Origin of the sequence: Ornithinimicrobium jinqii, assembly GCF_045032595.1 — a bacterium.
Lineage (GTDB): Bacteria > Actinomycetota > Actinomycetes > Actinomycetales > Dermatophilaceae > Ornithinicoccus.
In genome coordinates this window covers 1-21,715 of sequence record NZ_JBJFZS010000016.1, presented here as the reverse complement: position 1 = coordinate 21,715, position 21,715 = coordinate 1, and the positions used below count along the sequence as shown (strand labels likewise).

Below are 21,715 nucleotides of genomic sequence, written 5' to 3'. Positions count from 1 at the left end.
GTGTGATGAGGTGGGGCGCGTGACCGACGCACCCGCCCAGCCCCCGCACGACCGGACCGCGACCGACCCCCACCGCTGGCTCGAGGAGGTGGAGTCCGGGGCCGCGCTCGACTGGGTCACCCTACGCGGCACCGCCGCCGAGGACCGGCTGCGCGCGCACCACCTCTTCGCCCCGGTGCACGCCGGGCTGCGCGAGGCGCTCGAGGCGGCGGACCGCATACCCCTGGTGTCCCAGGTCGGGGACCACCTCTACGGCTTCTGGACCGACGCCGAGCACCCCCGCGGGGTATGGCGCCGCACCAGCTGGGAGAGCTACCGCACCGAGGACCCGACCTGGGAGGTCCTCGTCGACGTCGACGCGCTTGCGAGGGACGAGGACACGCCGTGGGTGTGGCAGGGGGCGAGCGTGCTGCGGCCGACGCACGACCGCGCGCTCGTGCACCTCTCCCGCGGGGGCGCGGACGCCGGGACCACCCGCGAGCTCGACCTGACCACCGGGCGGTGGGTCCCCGCGCCCGAGGGGTTCGCGAAGGCCGAGGCCAAGGGCCGGCTGGTCTGGCGCGACCGCGACCACGTCTACCTCACCTCGGCGGCGGACCCGACCGGCGCGACGCGCTCGGGCTACCCCCGCTCGGCCCGGCTGTGGGAGAGGGGCACCGCGGTCGAGCAGGCCGAGGTGGTCCACACGGTCGACAAGTCCGACCTCGGCCTCTTCGTCGAGCACGACCAGCACACCGGCTTGACCCTCCTGCGCCGGGCCATCGCCTTCTACGCCGAGGAGACGCTCGTGCTCGGCGACGACGGGCCGGTGCGCGTGCCGGTGCCGGTGAGCGCCGACGCCTCCGTCCACCAGAAGCACGTGGCGGTGCGCCTGCGGGAGGACTGGACCACCTCCTCCGTCGACCGGCAGGAGACGACCTGGGCCCAGGGCAGCCTGCTCGTCGCGCCGCTGGCGGACGTCGTGGCCGGACGTGCGGAGTGGGTCGCCGTGTTCGTCCCCGACGAGCGCTCGGCGCTCGTCGACCTCACCTGGACCGCCTCCCACCTGGTCACGTCCGCGCTGGTCGACGTGCGTCATACCGTGCGGGTCCACTCCCCCGGGCCCGAGGGGACCTGGTCGTCAGAGGACCTCACCGCCTCCCTCGACGTCGGTCTGCGGACGGTGAGCGTGTCGGCGGTCGACGCGCACACGAGCGACGACCTGTGGCTGGTGACGACCGGGTTCCTCCAGCCCATGGAGCTGTCCGTGGCGCACCTGGGCGCGGACGCTTCGGTCACGGCGCTCGTCGAGCCGCTCAAGGCGGCACCCGCGCGGTTCGACGCCTCCGGGCTCGAGGTGTCGCAGCACTGGGCCACCTCGGCCGACGGCACCCGGGTGCCCTACTGGCAGGTCGGCCCGGCCGGGCTGCCGCTCGACGGGAGCACCCCGACCGTGCTGCACGGCTACGGAGGGTTCGAGCACGCGCTCACCCCCGCCTACGACCCGATCGTCGGGCGCGCCTGGCTCGCGCACGGGCATGTCCACGTCGTCGCCGGCATCAGGGGTGGCGGTGAGTTCGGGCCACGGTGGCACCGGGCTGCCCTCGGACCGGAGCGGCACCGGGCCTACGAGGACTTCGTGGCGGTGGCGCGCGACCTCGTCGCGCGCGGCGTCACGTCCGTGGAGCGGCTCGGCTGCACCGGACGGTCCAACGGCGGGCTGCTCGTGGGAAACATGCTGACCGGCTACCCGGAGGACTTCGGCGCGGTGGTGTGCCAGGTGCCGCTGCTCGACATGGAGCGCTACCACCTGCTGCTGGCGGGTGCGTCCTGGATGGCCGAGTACGGCGACCCCGACGACCCCGAGCAGTGGGAGTGGCTGCGGACCTACTCGCCCTACCAGCACCTCGACCCGCAGCGCCCGACGCCGCCCGTCTACCTGGCCACGTCGACGCGCGACGACCGGGTGCACCCGGGTCACGCGCGGAAGATGGCTGCCCTCCTGGAGGAGCACGGCCGCGACGTGACCTACTGGGAGAACACCGAGGGCGGTCACGGCGGGGCGAGCACGGCCGAGCAGTGGGCGACCTGGCACGCGCTGGCATGGACCTTCCTGCACGAGCGGCTGGCCGGGTGAGCCTCAGAGCAGGACGGTCGCGAACGTGCCCGTCTGCACAAATCCCACGCGGCGGTAGGTGCGGACCGCCGGCTCGTTGAAGTCGTTGACGTAGAGCGTCACGGTCGGGGCGACGTGCCGCAGCGTGTGCTCCACGACCGCCGCCATCGCCGGGGCCGCCAGGCCGCGGCCCCGCCAGCGCGGGTGGACCCACACGCCCTGCACCTGCGCGACCCCGAGCGCCACCGAGCCGAGGTCGGCCTTGAAGACGACCTCGCCCTCCTCGACCCGGACGAGCGCGTGGCCGCGCTCGATCAGGCCGGCGACCCCCTGGCGGTATGCCGTGCCGCTGCCGCGGTAGGGCGGGTAGCCGATCTCCTCGGTGAACATGGCCGCCGCGGCGGGCACGACGAGGTCGAGCTCGTCGGGACGGGCCGGGCGGACGTGCGGGTCCACCTCGACCCCGAGGGCGAGGGGGGAGTGGCTCATGGTCATCACGAACTGGTCCGCCCGGACCTCGCGGGGGTCGCCCCAGTGCCGGGACAGCCGGCCCCACAGGTCGAGCACCTGCTCGGCGGGACCGAAGATGGAGCTGGCCCAGGTGCGGCGCCGGACGACCTTCGCGGCGAGGGCGCCGATGGCTCGGGGGCTCGCCTCGACCGGGACCACGTTGGCCGAGCACCAGCAGAGCGCGCGCTCCCCCGCCACGTCGTAGCCGAAGAGCGGCCCACGGGTGCCTGCCAGCCCGCTCTCGAGGATGCGCGCGGCGACGAAGACGTTGGCGACCGGGTCCTGCGCGCAGACCTCCAGGGCGTCGTCCACGTCCTGCAGGCCGAGGGCCCGGACGGCACCGATGCTGCGCAACATGGGGACCAGCCTGCCCCACCACCCTGGGCACCGTCGAGACGGACCCTCCTCATGCCGCTGTCGGACCCGGGTGAGAGGGTGGACCGAGGTCGAGGAACACCTCCTCACGAAGGGGTCGGCAGCACATCATGCAACCGAAGGCACTCACCGGCCGGAGCCGCGACGAAGCCCTGTGGGCCCTGGAGGAGAGCGGGTCCGGAGGGGCGGTGATCGACGTGCTCGTGATCGGTGGCGGGGTCACCGGGGCGGGCGCGGCGCTGGACGCCGCGACGCGAGGGCTGTCCACGGTCCTGGTCGAGGCCGGCGACTGGGCCTCCGGCACCTCGCAGTGGTCGACGAAGCTCGTGCACGGCGGACTGCGCTACCTGCAGATGCTCGACTTCGGGCTGGTGCACGAAGCGCTGACCGAGCGCGGACTGCTGCTCAACACCCTGGCACCGCACCTGGTCAAGCCGATGCCCTTCCTCATCCCGCTGCAGCACCGCATCTGGCAGCGTGCGTACTACGGCGCGGGCGTCACCCTCTACGACCTGCTCGCCAACCTCCTGCCCGGCAAGCGCGCACTGCCGATCCACCAGCACGCCTCCCGACGCACCCTGGCCCGGGAGTTCCCCGACCTGCGGGTCGGCCAGGCGATCGGTGCGGTGAAGTACTGGGACGCCACCGTCGACGACGCACGACTGGTCGCCACGCTGGTCCGCACGGCCCACACCTACGGTGCCGAGGTCGCCAGCCGCACCGAGGTGGTCGGCATGCTCAAGGACGACACCGGCCGGGTCGTGGGCGCCACCCTGCTCGACCGTGAGTCGGGCCGCACGATCGAGGCCCGGGCGCGCCACGTCGTCTCGTGCACCGGCGTCTGGACCGAGGACGTCACCGACCTGGCCGAGACCGACGGCGGCCTGCGGGTGCAAGCCTCAAAAGGGGTCCACCTGGTGGTCCCGCGCGAGAAGATCCAGGGCAGCACCGGCCTGTTCCTCCACACCGAGCGGTCGGTGCTGTTCTTCATCCCCTGGGCGCGCTACTGGATCCTCGGCACCACCGACACCCCGTGGGAGCTGGGCAAGGAGCACCCCGTCGCCACCGCGGCCGACGTCGACTACATCCTCGAGCGGGCGAACGCCGCCCTGACCAGCACGCTGACCCGCGACGACGTGGTCGGGGTGTATGCCGGTCTGCGCCCCCTGCTGCAGCCCGGCACCAAGCGCGGCACCGACTCGGTCAGGGTCAGCCGTGAGCACACCGTGGCCTGCCCCACCCCGGGGCTGACCGTCGTCGGCGGGGGCAAGCTGACCACCTACCGGGTGATGGCCGAGGACGCGGTCGACCACGCACTCGGCGACCTGGCCGCCGAGCTGCCCTCGATCACCGCCCAGATCCCGCTGGTCGGCGCGGAGGGCGAGGCGGCGATGCGGCGACGGATGCCGGCCCTCCGGGAGAGGTTCGGGTGGAGCGAGCAGCTGACCGACCATCTCCTCCACCGCTACGGGTCCCTCGTCCAGGAGCTGCGCGAGCTCATCGTCGAGGACCCGTCGCTGGCGACGCCGCTGACGCACGCCCCCGCCTACCTGCGTGCCGAGATCGCCTACGCCTGCATCTACGAGGGCGTCCTGCATCTGGAGGACATCATGATGCGCCGCACCAGGCTCTACTACGAGGAGCCGTCCAAGGGGCTGGCCGCCGTCCCTGAGATCGCCGAGATCGCGGTGCAGTGGCTCGGCTGGGGCGTGGAGCACGAGGCCCGCGAGATCGAGGACTACCTGCTGCGGGTCCGCGCCGACGAGGCAGCGGCGGCGGCCCCCGACGACCTGGCCGCGGTGACGGCACGGGACCGGGTGCTGCGCGGCATCCCCGCGGACCCGGTGGAGGGCTGAGCACATGGCTGCCCGCTTCGTCCTCGCCATCGACCAGGGCACCACGAGCACCCGTGCGATCGTCTTCGGGCACCGCGGCCAGATCGTGTCCGTGGGGCAGCAGGAGCACGCCCAGCACTTCCCGCGGGCCGGCTGGGTCGAGCACGACGCGGTCGAGATCTGGGACAGCACCCGCGAGGTCATCGGGCTGGCGCTGGGGAGGGCCAACCTCACCGGCGACGACCTCGCCGCCATCGGGATCACCAACCAGCGCGAGACGACCGTCGTGTGGGACCGGCACACCGGCGAGCCGGTGCACCCGGCGATCGTGTGGCAGGACACCCGGACCGCCGCGCTGGTCGCCGAGCTCGCGGGCGACGACGGTCCCGGCCGCTTCACGGACGTGTGCGGGCTTCCGCTGGCGACCTACTTCGCCGGCCCGAAGATCCGGTGGATCCTCGACCACGTCCCCGGTGCCCGCGAGCGTGCCGAGGCCGGCGACCTGCTCTTCGGGACGACCGACTCCTGGCTGGTCTGGAACCTCACCGGCGGGACCGAGGGGGGCGTCCACGTCACGGACGTCACCAACGCCTCGCGCACGATGCTCATGGACCTGCGCACCCTCGACTGGGACGAGGGCGTGGTCGCGGCCATGGGCGTGCCTGCGGCGATGCTGCCGCGGATCTGCTCGTCCTCGGAGGTCTACGGCCACAGCTCCAAGCTCGGCACGCCGATCGCCGGCATCCTCGGCGACCAGCAGGCGGCGACGGTCGGTCAGGCCTGCTTCGAGGTCGGGATGTCCAAGAACACCTACGGGACCGGCAACTTCATGCTGCTCAACACCGGGACCGAGATCGTGCGCAGCGAGCACGGCCTGCTGACCACCGTGTGCTACCAGTTCGGGGACGCGCCGGCGGTCTACGCCCTCGAGGGCTCGATCGCGGTGACGGGGTCGCTGGTGCAGTGGCTGCGGGACAACCTCGGGATCATCGACGAGACGTCGGAGGTCGAGGAGCTCGCGTCCCAGGTCGACGACAACGGCGGCTGCTACGTCGTCCCTGCGTTCTCCGGGCTGTTCGCGCCCTACTGGAAGGACGACGCCCGGGGGGCGATCGTCGGGCTGACGCGCTACGTGACCAAGGAGCACCTGGCGCGCGCCGCCCTGGAGGCCACGGCGTACCAGACCAGGGAGGTGCTGGAGGCGATGGAGGCGGACTCGGGGGTGCGGATCAGCGAGCTGCGCGTCGACGGCGGCATGGTGGCCAACGAGACGCTGATGCAGTTCCAGGCCGACATCCTGGGCGTCGACGTGGTCCGGCCGCGGGTGGCCGAGACGACCGCCCTGGGCGCGGCCTACGCCGCCGGGATCGCGGTCGGCTTCTGGGCCGGCGAGGAGGACGTGGTCGACAACTGGGAGGAGGGCGGCCGGTGGAGACCGCAGCTCGGCGAGGCCGAGCGCGAGCGACTGTTCCGGCAGTGGCGCAAGGCTGTCACACGGACCTTCGACTGGGTCGACGAGGACACGGCGGCGACGGAGGAGTAGGCATCGCCGCCCGACCGACCGCCCCGACCGACCGCCTCAGGCGGCGGTCGTCACCCGTCCCCGAACCACTGCGGCTCCTCGGGGTCCGGGACGATCAGCTCGGGCCTCTGGAGGTCGCTGTGGTCGACGATCCAGGTCGGCTGCCACAGCCGCGCCTGCTGGTCGTAGAGCCGCTGACCGCCCACGTAGCGGGCGTTGGCCGGGTGGTCCGGGTCGTGGTCGCCGGGGACCCGGGCCCGGGGGAAGCGCGCGTTGCCGCGCGGGACGGTCACGCGCAGGGGCGCGGTGACCAGGCAGGTCGCGTCCCACTCGCCCGCCAGCTCGGGCCGGCGCAGGAAGATGCCCTCGACGATGAGCAGCGCGTCGTCCGTGGGCTCGACGGGGTCGGGGTGGACGGGCTGGTCCGTGGCGACGTCCCGGACGGCCGGCACGATCTCGCGTCCGGCGCGGAAGGGGCGGAGCACCTTGGCCCGCAGCGCGTCGTAGTCGTAGGACTCGTGGTAGAAGGTCTTGGCCGTGCTGCCCCGCGCGTGCCGGTGGGCGCGCGGGTGGTGGAAGCCGTCGACGGACACGCTCAGCACCTCGCGCCCGGCCACGTGCGGGGCCAGGGCCACGAGTTCCCCGACCAGCCGGGTCTTGCCCACGCCGTCGGGTCCGTCCACCGCGACCATCGCCCGCTCCCCGGGCCGGGTGGCCAGCATCAGCGCGAGCAGGTCGACCAGCACCAGCTGGCGCGTCGGCAGGAAGCCAGGCATCGACATACCGCAAGGGTATGCGGCCCGTCGTGCTAGCGGGACCACTCCATGTAGAGGCCGTTGTCGAGCAGGACCGCGTCGGGGGGCGGGGGCTTCTCGGCGAAGCCGAGCGTGCGGTAGAGACTGCGGGCGCGGGTGTTGTCCTCGCCGACGTCCAACCAGACGCGGGTGGTGGGCGAGCCGGCCAGGGCCTCCTCGAGCAGGTGCCGCAGCAGGATTCGACCCAGACCCTGACCGCGGCCCTCTGGCGCGACGACCATGCGCCGGACCTCCACGACCCCGGGCGTGCTGACCCCTGCCAGCACGCCGAACGCGACGACGTGGTCGAGGCGGTCGACGAGCACCCAGTGCTCCATGTCAGCGTCGCCGAGGACCTGCTCGTGCCACCCCAGCCCACCCTCGCCGATCCACTGCTGGGTGTCGAGCGCCGCCTCGATGTCCGACACCCGCTGCAGGTCGTTGCGGCGCGTGCGCCGCAGGTAGGAACCCACGACCAGGACGCCACGGTCGTGGGTGCCGCCCCGTGCGCGCGTCGGCGCGCGGGCGACGCGTGGTGCAGAGACGACGAGGAGCTCGAGGTCCTCCTCGCCGTCGTTGCGGATCGCGTGCCGGGTCCGCGGGGCGACCTCCAGCCCGGAGCCCTCCGGCACGGTGATCGTGCGTCCGCCGACGACGGCCGTGCACTCGCCGCGCAGGACGTGGAAGAACTGCCGGGACCGGTCGTGGGCATGGGCAGAGACACCGCCCCCGGGCGGGATGAGCTCTTGGACGACCGACAGGTCGGCCCGGTCGAGCAGCTGCCATGCCAGACCCTGCCCCTCGCCCGTGGAACGTCGGGCGGTCTCGGGGCTGACGGGGTCCGGGGCCATGACCAGACGCTACCGGGTCAGCCCACGGTGACGGAGGGCGAACCCCCGCCCTCGGCCGAGGCCTCCATGTCCTCGGCGATGCGCATGGCCTCCTCGATGAGCGTCTCGACGATCAACGACTCCGGCACGGTCTTGACGACCACCCCCTTGACGAAGATCTGACCCTTGCCGTTGCCGGAGGCCACCCCGAGGTCGGCCTCGCGGGCCTCGCCGGGACCGTTGACGACGCAGCCCATCACGGCCACGCGCAGCGGGACCTCCATCCCCTCCAGCCCCTTGGTGACCTCCTCGGCCAGCGTGTAGACGTCCACCTGGGCACGCCCGCACGACGGGCAGGAGACGATCTCGAGCTTGCGCGGCTTGAGGTTCAGGCTCTGCAGGATCTGGTTGCCGACCTTGACCTCCTCGACGGGCGGGGCCGAGAGGGACACGCGGATGGTGTCGCCGATCCCCTTGGAGAGCAGGGCGCCGAAGGCGACCGACGACTTGATGGTGCCCTGGAAGGCCGGGCCCGCCTCGGTCACGCCGAGGTGCAGGGGCCAGTCGCCGCGCTCGGAGAGCATCTCGTAGGCGCGGACCATCACCACGGGGTCGTTGTGCTTGACCGAGATCTTGAAGTCGTGGAAGTCGTGCTCCTCGAACAGGCTCGCCTCCCAGACCGCCGACTCGACGAGAGCCTCCGGAGTGGCCTTGCCGTACTTCTTCATGACGCGGGGGTCGAGCGAGCCGGCGTTGACGCCGATGCGCACCGAGACCCCGGCGTCCTTGGCGGCCCGCGCGATCTGCTTGACCTGGTCGTCGAACTTGCGGATGTTGCCCGGGTTGACCCGCACCGCGGCGCAGCCGGCGTCGATGGCGGCGTAGACGTACTTGGGCTGGAAGTGGATGTCGGCGATGACCGGGATCTGCGACTTGCGGGCGATCGCCGGCAACGCGTCCGCGTCGTCCTGGGTGGGGCAGGCCACGCGGACAATGTCGCACCCGGTGGCCGTCAGCTCGGCGATCTGCTGCAGGGTGGCGTTGACGTCGGTGGTCTGCGTCGTCGTCATCGACTGCACCGAGATCGGCGCGTCCCCCCCGACCTCGACCTTGCCGACCCGGATCTTGCGGGTCGGGCGCCGGGGCGCGAGGACCGGCGGAGGGGCAGAGGGCATGCCGAGGGAGATGGGGGTGCCAGCAGTCATGTCGGTCAGTATCTCAGGCGTGGCTGGCAATCAGCCCAGCCTGATCGGGTTGACGATGTCGGCGTAGATGAGCAGGGCGCCCATCCCGAGCAGCCCGACGGCCACGGCGTACGCCACCGGCAGTGCCTTGGCGGTGTCGACCGGCCCCGGCACGGGCAGCCCGCGCACGCGCGCCCAGGCCTTCTTGACGCCCTCCCACAGCGCCCCGACGATGTGCCCCCCGTCCAGGGGCAGGAGCGGGATGAGGTTGAAGACGAACAGGGCCATGTTGAGCGAGGCGATGAGGGACAGGAGCACCCAGAAGCGCTCGGTGAGCGTGGAGCCCTCGCCGAGCCCGCCCTCGGCGACCTCGCCGGCGACCCGACTGACCCCGACGACGGACATCGGACCCTGCTCGTCGCGCTCCTCGGTGCCGAAGGCGGCCTGGGCCACGTCCGCCATCCGCTGCGGCAGGGTGAGGACGACCCGGGCGGTGCCGGTGAAGGCGTCGCCGACGAAGGCCGGGACGGCGCTCAGCGGCTGCTGCTCCAGCGCGAAGGTGGGGGTCGCGCCGAGGAAGCCCACCTGCCCGACCACCGGGTCCCCCTGCTCGTCGAGCAGGGGCTGACCGTCCGGGCCGATGAGCTCACGCTCGCGCAGGACGAGGTCGGCGGCGAGGTCCTGGCGCTGGCTGTCGCGCTCGACGGTGAACACCGCCTGGTCCCCGGCGTTCTGGATCGCGTAGACGGTCTGGGCCCACGTCGAGACCGCGGTGCCGTCGACCGCGACGATCGTGTCGCCGACCTGCAGCCCGGCAGCGCGCGCGGGCGACGGCTCCATGCCGGCGCAGTCGTCGTCGGTGACGTCGGTGTTGGCGCACTGGGCCACCGACGACACCGTCGGTGAGAGGGTGCCGATGCCGTGGACGGTGAGGACGAGGGTGAGCAGCACGACCGCGATGGCCGCGTTCACCAGGGGTCCACCGGCCATGATGACGAGGCGCTGCCACACCGGGAGCCGGTAGAACACCCGGTCCTCGTCGCCGGGGCGCACCTCCTCGAGCGAGTCGGCGCGGGCCTGCTCGATCATCTGGTGGACCGGGTTGGAGGACCCGGCCCGCAGCCGACCACCGTCGCCGGGGCGGGGTGGGAACATGCCGATCATCCGCACGTAGCCGCCGAGCGGGACCGCCTTGACGCCGTACTCTGTCTCGCCACGCCGGGTGGACCACAGGGTGGGCCCGAAGCCGACCATGTACTGCGGCACCCGGACCCCGAAGATCTTGGCGGGCACGAGGTGGCCCACCTCGTGCAGCGCGATCGACAGCGCGATGCCGACCACCATCACGAGGACGCCGAGCAGGTACATCATCGGGCCGCCTCCTGGGTCTGGTGGGCCAGCGCACCGATCCGCTCGGTGGCGCGTCGTCGGGCCCAGGTGTCGGCCGCGAGCACCTGGTCCACGCTGAGGTCAACCGACGGGGCGGCGATTCCGTTCCCGCCGGGGCCGGCGTGGTCCTCGACCACCCGGGCCACGACGTCGACGATCTCGGGAAAGGCCAGGGCGCCGGCGTGGAAGGCCGCGACGCACACCTCGTTCGCCGCGTTGTAGACGGCCGGGAAGGTGCCGCCCTCCCGTCCGACCCTGACGGCGAGCCGCACGGCCGGGAAGGCCTCGTCGTCGAGGGGCTCGAACTCCCACGTGGCGGATCCGCTCCAGTCGCAGGCGGCAGCCACGTCCGCGAGCCGCTCCGGCCAGGACAGCCCGAGGGCGATCGGGATGTGCATGGTGGGCGGGGAGGCCTGGACCAGCGTGGACCCGTCGACGAACTCGACCATCGAGTGGACGACCGACTGGGGGTGCACGACGACCCCGATGTCGTCGTAGGGCACGTCGAAGAGCAGGTGGGCCTCGATGACCTCAAGCCCCTTGTTGACCAGGGTGGCCGAGTTGGTGGTCACCACCAGCCCCATGTCCCAGGTGGGGTGGGCCAGCGCCTGCTGCGGGGTCACGTCGCGCAGCTGCTCGCGCGTCATCCCGCGGAAGGGTCCTCCGCTGGCGGTCACCACGAGGCGGCGGACCTCCTCGCGCCGCCCGCCGCGCAGGCACTGGGCGATCGCGCTGTGCTCGGAGTCGACGGGCACGATCTGGTCCGGGCGGGCGGCCGCCTTCACGACGGGGCCCCCGACGATGAGCGACTCCTTGTTGGCCAGCGCCAGGGTGCTGCCGGCGGCCAGCGCCGCGAGCGTCGGGCGCAGGCCGATGCTGCCGGTGATGCCGTTGAGCACCACGTCAGCGCCGTTGCCCGCCACCGTCTCGGCGGCCGTGGCTCCAGCCAGGACCTCGGGGCGGTATGCCGTGAGGCCGGCCTCGGCGGCGGCGTGCACCAGGGCCTCGCGCAGCTCTCGCACGGTCGGTTCGTCGTCCCGCGCCACGGCGACCTGCTCCACCCGCAGCGCCACGGCCTGGTGGGCGAGGAGACCGACGTCGGACCCGCCTGCCGCAAGGGCCCTGACGGTGAACCGGTCGGGGTGGCCGTCGACGACCTCGATCGCCTGGGTGCCGATGGAGCCGGTGGAGCCGAGGATAGTCACGGAGCGCTGCGTCACCCGGTCATTGTGCCCTCCTCTCCGGGGACGACCACGACCGCACGCACGAGGCGGTCGACGAGGTCGCGGACCCATTCGGGGTCGACCGGCGCGAGGACGACGTCCTCCCGCCCGTCCCTCCCACCTCCCGCCGTCGGCCGGGCGGCGCCGAAGCACCCGCGAGGGCCGAGCGCGGCGAGCCAGGAGTCGACCCCGGGGTCGACGGCGGAGCGTGGCCCGGGACCGCGGTCGGCAGCTGCCCAGGAGATCTCGGCCAGCACGGTGGGACGGCCGAGGTCCCGGACCAGGTCCGCCGCCCTCAAGGACCGTACCCGGCGGGGAGGACCCGTCCCCGGTGCCGCGTGCAGCGGGACCAGCACGTCGGTCAGGGCCTGGGTCACCTCGGCGGGACCGGTCAGCAGGGCGAGCCCGTGCACCTCGCCGAGGAGGTCGTCGTGGGCCACGTCCTCCACGCAGGCACCGAACGGCGTCAGGTGGGCGACCCGCGCCGCGCGGACAGGGCGCTCGGCCACCTGCACGGTGCGCTCCACGACGAGCACCCCCTCGCTGCCGGCCCGGACGTCCAGGGCCAGGGCCAGCCGCTCGGTCAGCGGCTCGTCCTCGAGCAGGACGCCGTCGGCACCGACGAGGCCGCGGACGGTCAGCGAGCGGCGCGCCTCCTCCCGGACGGCTGCACCAGGCTCCGGGTCGGCCGACACCCGACCCGGGCCGAGCATCCGGGCGTGCGCGTCCTCGAGCACCTCCAGCTCCGTGCCGGTCAGGAGGATGAACGGCACCGTCACGGCGAGGCCCCGGGGACGCTCGGCACGGTCTGCGGGAGACGGTCCAGGAGGCCGGAGCCGACGTCCCGGGCCTGCCGCCGCAGCCGCCGGAGCCCGCGCCCCGCCCGCTCCTGGGCCCGCTGCACCACCCCACCGACCTGACGGACCCCGCGCCCCGCCTGACGCGCCCCCTCACCCACCTGGCGCGCGCCCCACCGGACCGCCGGGAGGATCGTGGCCCGGTGGTCGTGGAGCCAGTTGCCGGCCAGCCACAGGAGACGGCTCCGACGGCTCCGACGGCTACGAGCCCGGCGGGGGTCCCGACCAGGAGCACGGCCGCCGGCATCCCGACGACCGCGCCGCCGGCGAGGACGCGCGTGATCCCGGCCCGCCAACCGTCGTGGTCGGCTCCCGTGCGCACGTCCTGGACGGCGAGCGCCCAGGCCCCCACCGCAGAGGCCCGGGCGAGCAGCCGCCGCGCGGGCGCCAGCACCCCCGACGCCTGGCGCAGCGCCTCCGCCGCAGCGACCTGCTTCGCCCAGACCTTGGACACCGATCCGTCCAACCTGGTGCGGGCAGCGCTCCGCAGCTCCTCGGACCGGGACCACCGCAGGTGGGCCAGCGCGACCAGGCCCACCGTCGAGACGACCGCTCGCCTGCCGTGGCGCACCACGGTGCTGGCCTTGCCGCGGAGGTCGTGGAGCACCCCGACGTGGGCCAGCGCCGTCTGGACGGACGACCAGACGGACTCCAGGATCGTCGCCGCCCGACGCTGCACGGCCGCGAAGTCCTCCTCGGTGCGACGCAGCTGCTCACGTGCGTGGTCCACGCGCGCCTCGAGCTCGGCCACCCGGCGCCGCCAGGCCTCCTGCAGCAGCGACTCCGGCGGCGGTCCCACGGCCCGCAGTCCCCCGAGCTCGTCCAGCGCGTCGTCGACGTCGCGCGCCCAGCGCCGCACCTGGGTGAGCGCCTCCTCGGCCGCTCCGGCGACCTCATCGAGGACGGCGGCCGCCTCCAGGCCAGGACCGGCGAGGACGTGGAGCAGCCGCTGGGCGGACTCGACCGCGGCCTGCATCTCCAGCGCCGCCAGTCCCGACCACCCACCGTCCACGACGACCGTCGCACCGGCCCGCTCCGCCAGCTCCTCCACCTGCGCCCCCGCCGCGCGCAGCTGTCGGGCCGCGGCCCGCAGGTCCTCGGACGAGCAGGCCAGCAGGGGACCTCCGGCCGTGGCGCCCGCCCAGGTCACGACGACGCCCCCGGCGTCTGTGCGTCCACGCGCCCGGCCCACACCCGGGCCACGAGGAGCTCTGCCTCCCGGTAGGCCTGTGCGGACGCGCGCGTGGCCCCGGCCAGCCGACCCGTCACGCCCGCGACACCCGCGGTCAACCGCGTCCCCTGGTCGCCCGCGACCGTGCAGGCGTCGGCGAGCTCACGACCTCCCGCCGCGTGGGCTGCGGCCTGCCACGCCCACGCGGCCCCCTGTGCGACCCGTTCCAGATCGGCGACTACGGTGTCCAGGCCGGCTGCCGCGGCAGCCACCTGGTCCGGGTCGACGCGCACGACATGCCCCATGGTCCGTCCCCTCCCGTCCGGGCCGGGTCAGGTCTCCCGGCACGCTTCGAGAGTAGGAAGGTCCGTGCCGGGCCTGCAGAACTTGTCCACAGGGCCGTGGTCAGCGGGCCGGCCGCCGCAGCACCTCCGCCAGGTCGTCCAGCACCGACGCGTCCTCGATCGTGGACGGCACCTGCGCCTCCTCACCGTCGGCCATCTGGCGCATCGTCTTGCGCAGGATCTTGCCCGAGCGGGTCTTGGGCAGGGCCTCCACGACGTCGACCTGGCGCAGCGCCGCCACCGGGCCGACCTCGTCGCGGACCCGCTGCACCAGCTCGGCCTCGAGCGCGTGGCGGGCGGCGTCGTCCGGCACGTCGATCCCGGCCTTCAGCACCACGAGCGCCCGCGGCACCTGCCCCTTGAGGGCGTCGGCGACGCCGATCACCGCGCACTCCGCGACGGCCGGGTGGCCGGCGAGCGCCTCCTCCAGGGAGCCGGTCGAGAGCCGGTGCCCCGCCACGTTGAGGACGTCGTCGGTGCGCCCCATGACGAAGACGTAGCCGTCCTCGTCGACGTAGCCGCCGTCGCCGGAGAGGTAGTAGCCCTCGAAGGCGGACAGGTAGGAGGACACGTAGCGGTCGTCGTCGCCCCAGAGCGTGGGCAGGGTGCCGGGCGGGAGCGGCAGGCGCAGGCAGATCGCTCCCTCCACCCCGGGCGGCACGGGCGTGCCGGTCTCGTCCAGCACCTGCACGTCGTACCCCACCGTCGCCAGGGTCGGGCTGCCCGGCTTGATGTCGAACGGCGCCACCCCGACCGGGTTGGTGGCGATCGGCCAACCCGTCTCGGTCTGCCACCAGTTGTCGACCACCGGCACGCCCAGGTGCTCGGTGGCCCACCGCCAGGTCTCCGGGTCCAGACGCTCGCCGGCGAGGAAGAGGGTCCGCAGCGACGAGATGTCCCGGCCCCGCAGCAGGGTGGCGTCGGGGTCCTGCTTCTTGATCGCCCGGATCGCCGTGGGCGCGGTGAAGGCCGCCACCACGCCGTGCTCCTCGATCATCCGCCAGTAGGTCCCGGCGTCGGGGGTGCCGACCGGCTTGCCCTCGAAGAGGATCGTCGTCGCCCCGGTCAGCAGGGGGGCGTAGACGATGTAGGAGTGGCCGACCACCCACCCGACGTCGGAGCCGCACAGCCACGTCTCCCCCGGCTGCACGCCGTAGAGGTTCGTCATCGACCACCGCAGCGCCACGGCATACCCTCCGCTGTCCCGCACGATGCCCTTGGGACGACCCGTCGTGCCGGAGGTGTAGAGCACGTAGAGCGGGTCGGTGGCCTCGACGGGCACGATCTCCGCCGGCGCCACCGAGTCGGGGTTCATCACCTGCTTCCAGTCGAGGTCGCGCTCCCCCATCTCGCAGGTCAGCTGCTCGCGCTGGACGATCACGCAGTGGTCCGGCTTGTGCGACGAGCGGTGGATCGCCTCGTCGAGCATCGGCTTGTAGGGGATGACGCGCGAGGGCTCGATGCCGCAGGACGCCGTCACCACGACCTTCGGGGCGGCGTCCTCGATGCGGGCGGCGAGCTCGGCAGGGGCGAAGCCGCCGAACACCACCGAGTGGACCGCGCCGATCCGCGCGCAGGCGAGCATCGCGACCACGGCCTCGGGGATCATCGGCATGTAGACCACGACGCGGTCGCCCTTGCGCACCCCCAGGTCGCGCAGCACCCCCGCGAACCGGGCCACCAGGTCGAGGAGCTGGGCGTAGGTGTAGTCACGGCGCGAACCGGTGACCGGGCTGTCGTAGATGAGCGCCGTCTGGTCCGCCCGCCCGTGGACGACGTGCCTGTCGAGGGCGTTGAAGCAGACATTGAGCCGTCCGCCGGTGAACCAGCGGTAGAACGGGGGGTCCGCGTCGTCGAGGACCTGCACCGGTCGGGTGATCCAGTCGATGAGCCCGGCCGCCTCGCCCCAGAACGTGTCCGGGTCCTCCAGGCTGGCCGCGACCATGTCGCGATATCCCTGCTGTGCGTCGGTGGTCATGCTTCATCAAACCGGATGGCCGGGGAGCACCGCGAGGCGGGGTGGCGACTAGATTCCCGGGTATGCGGTGGAGCCAGGGGCGCGTCGACGCGCAGGGCGCGCGGGTGGTCGGGGGCTGCTCCGACGCCCCGGAGGTGCGCTACCCGCGGGCCGAGGGCCTGCGGCCGGTCGGCGGCCGCGAGGTCGAGGACGACCTCGCCTGGGAGACGGTGCTGCGGGGGGCCGAACCGCTGCACAACCTGCGGCTGCAGGGGCTGGACCTGCGCGAGCACCGTGACCTGCTGCTGGGTCGCGACGACCTCAGCGACCTGGTGGTGCTCGGCGGCACGCTGGACGAGGAGATCGAGCAGCACCTGCGGCGGCACGGCGCGATCATCTTCCCCGCCGACCCCCGCGCACCCGTCGACCCCTACCGGGCCCGGCTCTACACGCCGCAGGAGCTCTACGCGGGGATGGACGAGGCCGGCTACGTCGGCACCGTGGACGCCCGCGCCTACGCCTGGTCCCAGGACGCGGCCCTGCAGCACGACGCCTACGTCAGCGCGCTCCGCGCGATCCACGACGACGCGATGACGGACGCCCTGGCCGCGGTCGTCGAGGGCCGGGAGGTCGTCGGGGTGATGGGCGGGCACGCCCTGCGCCGGGGCAGCGACGACTACGCCTCGGCCGCGCTGCTGGGCCACCGGCTCGCCCAGTCCGGCGCACTGGTGGTCACCGGCGGCGGACCGGGCGCGATGGAGGCCGCGAACCTCGGGGCGTGGGCGCCCGACCACGACACGCTCGCCGCCACCCTGGGGCAGGTCGCTGCGGTCCCGGACTTCGCCGCGGACATCGCGGCGTGGGCGGCACCCGCGCTACGGGCGCGGCTCGAGCTCGGCCCGCCCCAGCCCCAGCGGGTGCGCAGCGTGGGCATCCCGACCTGGTACTACGGCCACGAGCCGCCCAACGCGTTCGGCCAGCTGGTGGCCAAGTTCTTCTCCAACGCCCTCCGGGAAGACCTGCTGCTCGCGCACTCCCGTGCCGGCCTGGTCGTGCTGCCCGGTGCCGCCGGCACGGTCCAGGAGATCTTCCAGATGGCCACACGGCTCTACTACGGGGTCGACGAACGGGCGGCCCCGCTGGTCCTGGTGGGGGTGGAGCACTGGACCACGCACCTTCCGGTGTGGCCGCTCCTGCGGGCCCTGGGCCGGTGGCGTCCGATGGACGGGTCGCTGCACCTCGTGGGGACCGTGGACGAGGCCGCCGCGGTCCTGGCTGCGGGCTGATCGCGGTCAGCGCCTGTCCGCAGGTCGCTCCTGCGGTGCTGACACCGCCCCCGGCCCAGGGCTAGCGTCGGAGCACGACATACCCCCCGACGAAGGAGCAGCCCATGACGGCGACCCCCACCGCCGACCCGACCACCGACCCGCCCTGGGAGCCTCCCCTGGCCGGCACCGACGTGGAGCACGCCGTCGGCACCCTCGAACGCCTGCGCGCGACCTTCCGGTGGAAGGCCGACGGACTGGACGTCGAGCAGCTGAGGGCGCGAGCGGTCCCGTCGTCGGAGCTGACCGTCGGCGGCCTGCTCAAGCACCTGGCCGTGTGCGAGGACGACGTCTTCTGCTGGCGCATGGCCGGGCAACCGCCGGTGACCTGGCTGTCGGTGCCGGAGGAGGAGGTCGGGCACTGGCAGTTCACGGTCGGCCCCGACGAGACGGCCGAGGAGGTCTACGGGCTGTGGGCGGCTGCGGTCGCCCGCTCGCGCGCCACGCTGAGGCGCCTGCTCGCCGAGGGCGGGCTGGACCAGCCGGGCCACCTCGACGTCGAGGGGTCGCGGCCGAGCGTGCGCCGGCACCTGCACGACATCCTCGAGGAGTACGGCCGGCACACCGGGCACATGGACCTGCTGCGCGAGGCGATCGACGGACGCACCGGCGAGGACCCGCCGCGGGACTGGCCGATGCTGCCCGCGGAGCCGGTGGCCTAGTCGGTCACGGCGGCCAGCTGGCCGCAGGCACCGTCGATCTCGGAGCCTCGGGTGTCCCGCACCGTCGTCGGTATGCCGTGCGCGCGCAGCCGCTCGACGAACTGCTGCTCGACCCCCCGCCGGGACGCGGTCCACTTGCTCCCGGGCGTCGGGTTGAGCGGGATGGGGTTGACGTGCACCCACCCCCGCCCGCGGGCGTTGAGCTTCTCGCCCAGCAGGTCGGCCCGCCACGCCTGGTCGTTGATGTCCCTGATGAGCGCGTACTCGATGCTGACCCGCCGGCCGGTGGCGTCGAAGTAGCGGCGGGCGGCGTCGAGGGCCTCGTCCACCTTCCACCGGGTGTTGATCGGCACCAGCTCGTCGCGCAGCTCGTCGTCCGGGGCGTGCAGGCTCAGCGCGAGCGTCACCGGGATCCCCTCCCCCGCCAGCTTGTCCATCGCGGGCACGAGCCCGACCGTCGACATCGTGACGCCCCGCGCCGACATGCCCAGCCCCTCGGGGGCCGGGTCCACGAGCCGGTGGATCGCGCCGAGCGCAGCCTTGTAGTTGGCCAGCGCCTCCCCCATCCCCATGAAGACCACGTTGCTGACCCGCAGGGCCTGCTCGACGGTGGGCGGCTCGTGGTCGGCGTCCTCGTTCTCCACAGCGGTCCCGCCGGCGAGATCGCCGTGGCGCACGGCCCGGGCGGCGGCCGCGACCTGCTCGACGATCTCAGCGGTCGAGAGGTTACGGGTCAGCCCCTGCTGGCCGGTGGCGCAGAACGGGCAGTTCATCCCGCACCCCGCCTGGCTCGAGATGCAGATCGTGACCCTGCCCGGGTAGCGCATGAGCACCGACTCGACCATGGCCCCGTCGTGCAGCCGGTGCACCTGCTTGAGGGTGGCGCCCTCGTCGGCCGACAGGGTGCGGACCGGCGTGAGCAGCGGCGGCAGCAGCGTGCCGACGAGCTCGTCACGCCCCCCCTTGGGCAGGTCCGTCATCTCCTGCGGGTCGGTGGTCAACCGCTCGAAGTAGTGGCGTGAGACCTGGTCGGCACGGAAGCCCGGCACGCCGAGCTCCTGCGCCCAGGCCTTGCGACCGGCGAGGTCCAGGTCGGCCAGGTGGGTGGGGGCCTTGCCCCGCCGGGGCGCGGCGAAGGTCAGCGCGCCGGGGGCGGGTCGGGAGGTCGGGGTCGGCAGCTCGGTGGTCATCCCCGCCATTGTCGCAGGGGTTGCGCCTCAGAGAAGAACGTGCAGGAGTGCCCAGCACACCGGGGCGGTGACCAGCAGCGAGTCAAGGCGGTCCATGACTCCGCCGTGCCCCGGCAGCAGGTGACCCATGTCCTTGATGCCGAGGTCGCGCTTGATCGACGACTCGGCGAGGTCCCCGACGGTGGCGAAGCAGGCCGCGACCGCGCCGACGACACACCCCACCCACCAGGGTCCGTCCAGCAGGAGGACGACCGCGAGGGCGCCGACCACGGCGCTGGTGCCGACGGACCCGGCGAAGCCCTCCCAGGACTTCTTCGGCGACAACGAGGGTGCCATCGGGGTCCGCCCGCGCAGCACGCCCACGACATACCCCCCGGTGTCGCTCGCCACCGTCACCAGGACGTAGGTGAGGATGCGCCCCACCCCGTCCGGCTCGGCGACCATGAGCATCGTGATCGCCGCGAGCACCGGCAGGTAGGCGACGACGAAGACGCCGCCGGCGACGTCGGTGAGCGCGCCGACGGGGTCGCCGACGGAGCGCCAGAGGACGATGATCGCCGTGACCGCCGCGAACCCGGCGGCGAGACCGTCGGGCCCGGCGACGTAGGCGAGGGGCACCAGCCCCGCGGCCAGCAGCACCGGGGGGAGGGGGACCCAGATCCGCCCTTGCCGCAGGGCGTGGTCGAGCTCCCAGACGCCGAGGACCGCGAAGAGGGTGACGAGCCCCACGAACAGCGGGGTGTAGAGGTAGAGGCTCGCGACCACCACGGCGATGAGTGCCAGCCCGACCGCGGTCGCGGCGGTCAGGTTGCGACCCGCCTTCGGCGGCGACTGGCCCGCGCGGGCCCGCAGCGCCCTCCGCGTCTGCGCCCGTTCGCCCACCGTCTCAGCCATGGCGCAAGGGTAGGGGGTGTCCGGGCCGGCTGCTCAGACGTCGAGCAGCTCGGCCTCCTTGTGCTTGAGGATGTCGTCGACGCCGTCGACGGCCTTCTTCGTCATCGCCTCCAGCTCCTTCTCCGCCCGCGTCCCCTCGTCCTCGCCGACCTCGCCGTCCTTGACGGCGCGGTCGATGACGTCCTTCGTGTGCCGCCGCACGTGCCGCACGGAGACCTTGGCGTCCTCGCCCTTGCTGTGCGCGAGCTTGATGTACTCGCGGCGGCGCTCCTCGGTCAGCTGCGGCATGACGATCCGGATCGCGTTGCCGTCGTTGCCGGGGTTGGCACCCAGGTCGGCCGAGCGCAGGGCCTTCTCGATCTCGCTCATCGCCGCCTTGTCGTAGGGGGTGATGAGCAGCGTGCGGGCGTCCTGCACGGTGAAGGAGGCGAGCTGCTGCATGGGGGTCGGGGCCCCGTAGTAGTCGACCTCGATCCTGGCGAACATGCCCGGGTGGGCGCGGCCGGTGCGGATCGAGGACATGTCGTCACGAGCCACCTCCAGAGCCTTGTCCATCTTCTCCTCGGCCTCCATGAGGGCCATCTCGATGACTTCGGACATCGCTGCGGTGTGCTCCTTCGTGACGTGTTTCGTTGGGGGTGCGCGCGCTCAGCCCGCGGTGACCAGTGTCCCGATCTTCTCACCCCGGAGTGCGCGGGTCACCGCGTCCTCGCCGTCGATGCCGAAAACACGCATCGGCAGGTCGTTGTCCATGCACAGGCTGAAGGCGGCGGCGTCGACCACGCGCAGGTTGCTGGCCAGCGCCTCGGTGAACGTCAGCTCCTCGAGCTTGACCGCCCTGTCGTCGGTCCTCGGGTCGGCGGTGTAGACGCCGTCGACGCCGTTCTTGCTCATCAGCACCTCGTCGCAGTGGATCTCCAGCGCGCGCTGCGCGGAGACGGTGTCGGTGGAGAAGTACGGCATACCGGCTCCCGCACCGAAGATCACCACGCGGCCCTTCTCGAGGTGGCGGATCGCCTTGCGCGGGATGTAGGGCTCGGCGACCTGACCCATCGTGATCGCGGTCTGCACGCGGGTGTCCACGCCCTCCTTCTCCAGGTAGTCCTGGAGAGCCAGGCAGTTCATCACCGTGCCGAGCATGCCCATGTAGTCGGCCCGCGCGCGTTCCATGCCCCGCTGCTGCAGCTGGGCACCGCGGAAGAAGTTGCCCCCGCCCATCACCACGGCGATCTGTGCGCCGCTGCCGTGCGCGACCGCGATCTGGCGGGCGATCCCCTTGACGACGTCGGGGTCGAGCCCCACCTTGCCGCCCCCGAAGGCCTCCCCGGAGAGCTTGAGCAGCACGCGTCGAGAGGTGTGCCCGTCCTCGGGCGCCGCCGGGGAGGTGGGGGTCTGCACGGTGGCGGGGATGGACGCGGACGTGGTCATACGAGGTCTCCCGGGGGTGCGTGGGCGGTCGCCCGATCCTGCCACACGGTCGTGACGTGCCACACCGGCGGTCGGTCCCCGGACGCGGGGGGGGGGCGCACACCGCAGAAAAGGGGGGCGCCCCCCAGGG

Annotated in this window: 19 protein-coding genes; 6 read left to right on the top strand and 13 right to left on the bottom strand. The window is 73.2% G+C overall.

Annotation, left to right across the window (positions count from 1 at the left end):
- Positions 1–19: 19 nt before the first annotated feature.
- Entirely contained in the window at positions 20–2,116 is a 2,097-nt protein-coding gene (locus ACI3ET_RS06865) for a prolyl oligopeptidase family serine peptidase (protein ID WP_405032252.1), read from the top strand.
- A gap of 3 nt (positions 2,117–2,119) precedes the next feature.
- Here the strand turns inward: ACI3ET_RS06865 and ACI3ET_RS06860 are convergent, their stop codons facing one another.
- Positions 2,120–2,962: a GNAT family N-acetyltransferase gene (locus tag ACI3ET_RS06860; RefSeq protein WP_405032251.1), complete on the bottom strand. Its 843-nt coding sequence runs from the start codon at positions 2,960–2,962 to the stop codon at positions 2,120–2,122.
- A 128-nt stretch (positions 2,963–3,090) separates the two neighbouring features.
- On the opposite strand from ACI3ET_RS06860, the gene ACI3ET_RS06855 reads away from it, so the two are divergent.
- Both ACI3ET_RS06855 and glpK read left to right on the top strand, forming a co-directional pair.
- Complete coding sequence (locus ACI3ET_RS06855; protein ID WP_405032250.1) at positions 3,091–4,836, top strand: glycerol-3-phosphate dehydrogenase/oxidase; 1,746 nt, start codon at positions 3,091–3,093, stop codon at positions 4,834–4,836.
- 4 nt (positions 4,837–4,840) lie between these two features.
- Positions 4,841–6,358, top strand: coding sequence for a glycerol kinase GlpK (glpK, locus tag ACI3ET_RS06850; RefSeq protein ID WP_405032249.1), 1,518 nt, complete (start codon positions 4,841–4,843; stop codon positions 6,356–6,358).
- A gap of 50 nt (positions 6,359–6,408) precedes the next feature.
- Here glpK and ACI3ET_RS06845 read toward each other — a convergent pair whose 3' ends face one another.
- Genes ACI3ET_RS06845 through ACI3ET_RS06815 form a run of 7 tightly spaced genes read right to left on the bottom strand, consistent with a single transcriptional unit; the run spans position 6,409 to position 12,664 of the window.
- The gene (locus ACI3ET_RS06845) at positions 6,409–7,119 is read right to left on the bottom strand and encodes a nucleoside/nucleotide kinase family protein (protein ID WP_405032248.1); all 711 of its coding nucleotides are present in this window, start codon (positions 7,117–7,119) and stop codon (positions 6,409–6,411) included.
- A 26-nt stretch (positions 7,120–7,145) separates the two neighbouring features.
- A complete protein-coding gene (locus tag ACI3ET_RS06840) occupies positions 7,146–7,982 on the bottom strand; it encodes a GNAT family N-acetyltransferase (RefSeq protein ID WP_405032247.1) in 837 nt (278 codons plus the stop codon).
- Between the two features lie 17 nt (positions 7,983–7,999).
- A complete protein-coding gene (ispG, locus tag ACI3ET_RS06835) occupies positions 8,000–9,166 on the bottom strand; it encodes a flavodoxin-dependent (E)-4-hydroxy-3-methylbut-2-enyl-diphosphate synthase (RefSeq protein WP_405032246.1) in 1,167 nt (388 codons plus the stop codon).
- 30 nt (positions 9,167–9,196) lie between these two features.
- Positions 9,197–10,516 (bottom strand): M50 family metallopeptidase, encoded by a 1,320-nt coding sequence (locus tag ACI3ET_RS06830; protein WP_405032245.1) that lies wholly within the window; start codon positions 10,514–10,516, stop codon positions 9,197–9,199.
- Complete coding sequence (gene dxr, locus ACI3ET_RS06825; protein WP_405032244.1) at positions 10,513–11,754, bottom strand: 1-deoxy-D-xylulose-5-phosphate reductoisomerase; 1,242 nt, start codon at positions 11,752–11,754, stop codon at positions 10,513–10,515. Before dxr ends, ACI3ET_RS06830 begins: the two co-directional genes overlap by 4 nt.
- Positions 11,751–12,536: a hypothetical protein gene (locus tag ACI3ET_RS06820; protein WP_405032243.1), complete on the bottom strand. Its 786-nt coding sequence runs from the start codon at positions 12,534–12,536 to the stop codon at positions 11,751–11,753. Before ACI3ET_RS06820 ends, dxr begins: the two co-directional genes overlap by 4 nt.
- Positions 12,533–12,664, bottom strand: coding sequence for a hypothetical protein (locus ACI3ET_RS06815; RefSeq protein WP_405032242.1), 132 nt, complete (start codon positions 12,662–12,664; stop codon positions 12,533–12,535). The genes ACI3ET_RS06820 and ACI3ET_RS06815 overlap by 4 nt, the downstream gene beginning before the upstream one ends.
- A gap of 464 nt (positions 12,665–13,128) precedes the next feature.
- Here ACI3ET_RS06815 and ACI3ET_RS06810 point away from each other — a divergent pair, with 464 nt between their 5' ends.
- Positions 13,129–13,839, top strand: a complete 711-nt coding sequence (locus tag ACI3ET_RS06810; RefSeq protein ID WP_405032240.1) for a hypothetical protein — start codon at positions 13,129–13,131, stop codon at positions 13,837–13,839.
- Positions 13,840–14,190: 351 nt separating this feature from the next.
- Here ACI3ET_RS06810 and ACI3ET_RS06805 read toward each other — a convergent pair whose 3' ends face one another.
- A complete protein-coding gene (locus ACI3ET_RS06805) occupies positions 14,191–16,107 on the bottom strand; it encodes a propionyl-CoA synthetase (protein ID WP_405032239.1) in 1,917 nt (638 codons plus the stop codon).
- A gap of 62 nt (positions 16,108–16,169) precedes the next feature.
- On the opposite strand from ACI3ET_RS06805, the gene ACI3ET_RS06800 reads away from it, so the two are divergent.
- Entirely contained in the window at positions 16,170–17,372 is a 1,203-nt protein-coding gene (locus tag ACI3ET_RS06800) for an LOG family protein (protein ID WP_405032238.1), read from the top strand.
- A gap of 104 nt (positions 17,373–17,476) precedes the next feature.
- Positions 17,477–18,073: a mycothiol transferase gene (locus ACI3ET_RS06795; RefSeq protein WP_405032237.1), complete on the top strand. Its 597-nt coding sequence runs from the start codon at positions 17,477–17,479 to the stop codon at positions 18,071–18,073.
- On the opposite strand, the gene rlmN is transcribed toward ACI3ET_RS06795, so the two are convergent.
- From rlmN to pyrH, 4 genes are read right to left on the bottom strand one after another with little or no spacing between them, the layout of a single operon-like run.
- Positions 18,070–19,263 carry a dual-specificity RNA methyltransferase RlmN gene (gene rlmN, locus ACI3ET_RS06790; RefSeq protein ID WP_405032236.1) on the bottom strand — a complete coding sequence of 398 codons (1,194 nt, stop codon included), beginning with the start codon at positions 19,261–19,263 and terminating at the stop codon, positions 18,070–18,072. The genes ACI3ET_RS06795 and rlmN overlap by 4 nt on opposite strands.
- 27 nt (positions 19,264–19,290) lie before the next feature.
- Complete coding sequence (locus tag ACI3ET_RS06785) at positions 19,291–20,157, bottom strand: phosphatidate cytidylyltransferase (RefSeq protein ID WP_405032235.1); 867 nt, start codon at positions 20,155–20,157, stop codon at positions 19,291–19,293.
- Positions 20,158–20,190: 33 nt separating this feature from the next.
- Positions 20,191–20,757 carry a ribosome recycling factor gene (gene frr, locus ACI3ET_RS06780; protein WP_405032234.1) on the bottom strand — a complete coding sequence of 189 codons (567 nt, stop codon included), beginning with the start codon at positions 20,755–20,757 and terminating at the stop codon, positions 20,191–20,193.
- Positions 20,758–20,805: 48 nt separating this feature from the next.
- A complete protein-coding gene (gene pyrH, locus ACI3ET_RS06775) occupies positions 20,806–21,585 on the bottom strand; it encodes a UMP kinase (RefSeq protein WP_405032233.1) in 780 nt (259 codons plus the stop codon).
- Positions 21,586–21,715 lie beyond the last annotated feature (130 nt).

Excerpts from the sequence above, each read along its gene's own strand:
- ACI3ET_RS06805 (WP_405032239.1), bottom strand. The coding sequence starts at position 16,107 with ATGACCACCGACGCACAGCAGGGATATCGCGACATGGTCGCGGCCAGC.
- ACI3ET_RS06860 (WP_405032251.1), bottom strand. The coding sequence starts at position 2,962 with ATGTTGCGCAGCATCGGTGCCGTCCGGGCCCTCGGCCTGCAGGACGTG.
- ispG (WP_405032246.1), bottom strand. The coding sequence starts at position 9,166 with ATGACTGCTGGCACCCCCATCTCCCTCGGCATGCCCTCTGCCCCTCCG.
- ACI3ET_RS06840 (WP_405032247.1), bottom strand. The coding sequence starts at position 7,982 with ATGGCCCCGGACCCCGTCAGCCCCGAGACCGCCCGACGTTCCACGGGC.
- ACI3ET_RS06795 (WP_405032237.1), top strand. The coding sequence starts at position 17,477 with ATGACGGCGACCCCCACCGCCGACCCGACCACCGACCCGCCCTGGGAG.
- glpK (WP_405032249.1), top strand. The coding sequence starts at position 4,841 with ATGGCTGCCCGCTTCGTCCTCGCCATCGACCAGGGCACCACGAGCACC.
- rlmN (WP_405032236.1), bottom strand. The coding sequence starts at position 19,263 with ATGACCACCGAGCTGCCGACCCCGACCTCCCGACCCGCCCCCGGCGCG.
- ACI3ET_RS06800 (WP_405032238.1), top strand. The coding sequence starts at position 16,170 with ATGCGGTGGAGCCAGGGGCGCGTCGACGCGCAGGGCGCGCGGGTGGTC.
- ACI3ET_RS06855 (WP_405032250.1), top strand. The coding sequence starts at position 3,091 with ATGCAACCGAAGGCACTCACCGGCCGGAGCCGCGACGAAGCCCTGTGG.
- ACI3ET_RS06830 (WP_405032245.1), bottom strand. The coding sequence starts at position 10,516 with ATGATGTACCTGCTCGGCGTCCTCGTGATGGTGGTCGGCATCGCGCTG.
- ACI3ET_RS06845 (WP_405032248.1), bottom strand. The coding sequence starts at position 7,119 with ATGTCGATGCCTGGCTTCCTGCCGACGCGCCAGCTGGTGCTGGTCGAC.
- frr (WP_405032234.1), bottom strand. The coding sequence starts at position 20,757 with ATGTCCGAAGTCATCGAGATGGCCCTCATGGAGGCCGAGGAGAAGATG.
- ACI3ET_RS06785 (WP_405032235.1), bottom strand. The coding sequence starts at position 20,157 with ATGGCTGAGACGGTGGGCGAACGGGCGCAGACGCGGAGGGCGCTGCGG.
- pyrH (WP_405032233.1), bottom strand. The coding sequence starts at position 21,585 with ATGACCACGTCCGCGTCCATCCCCGCCACCGTGCAGACCCCCACCTCC.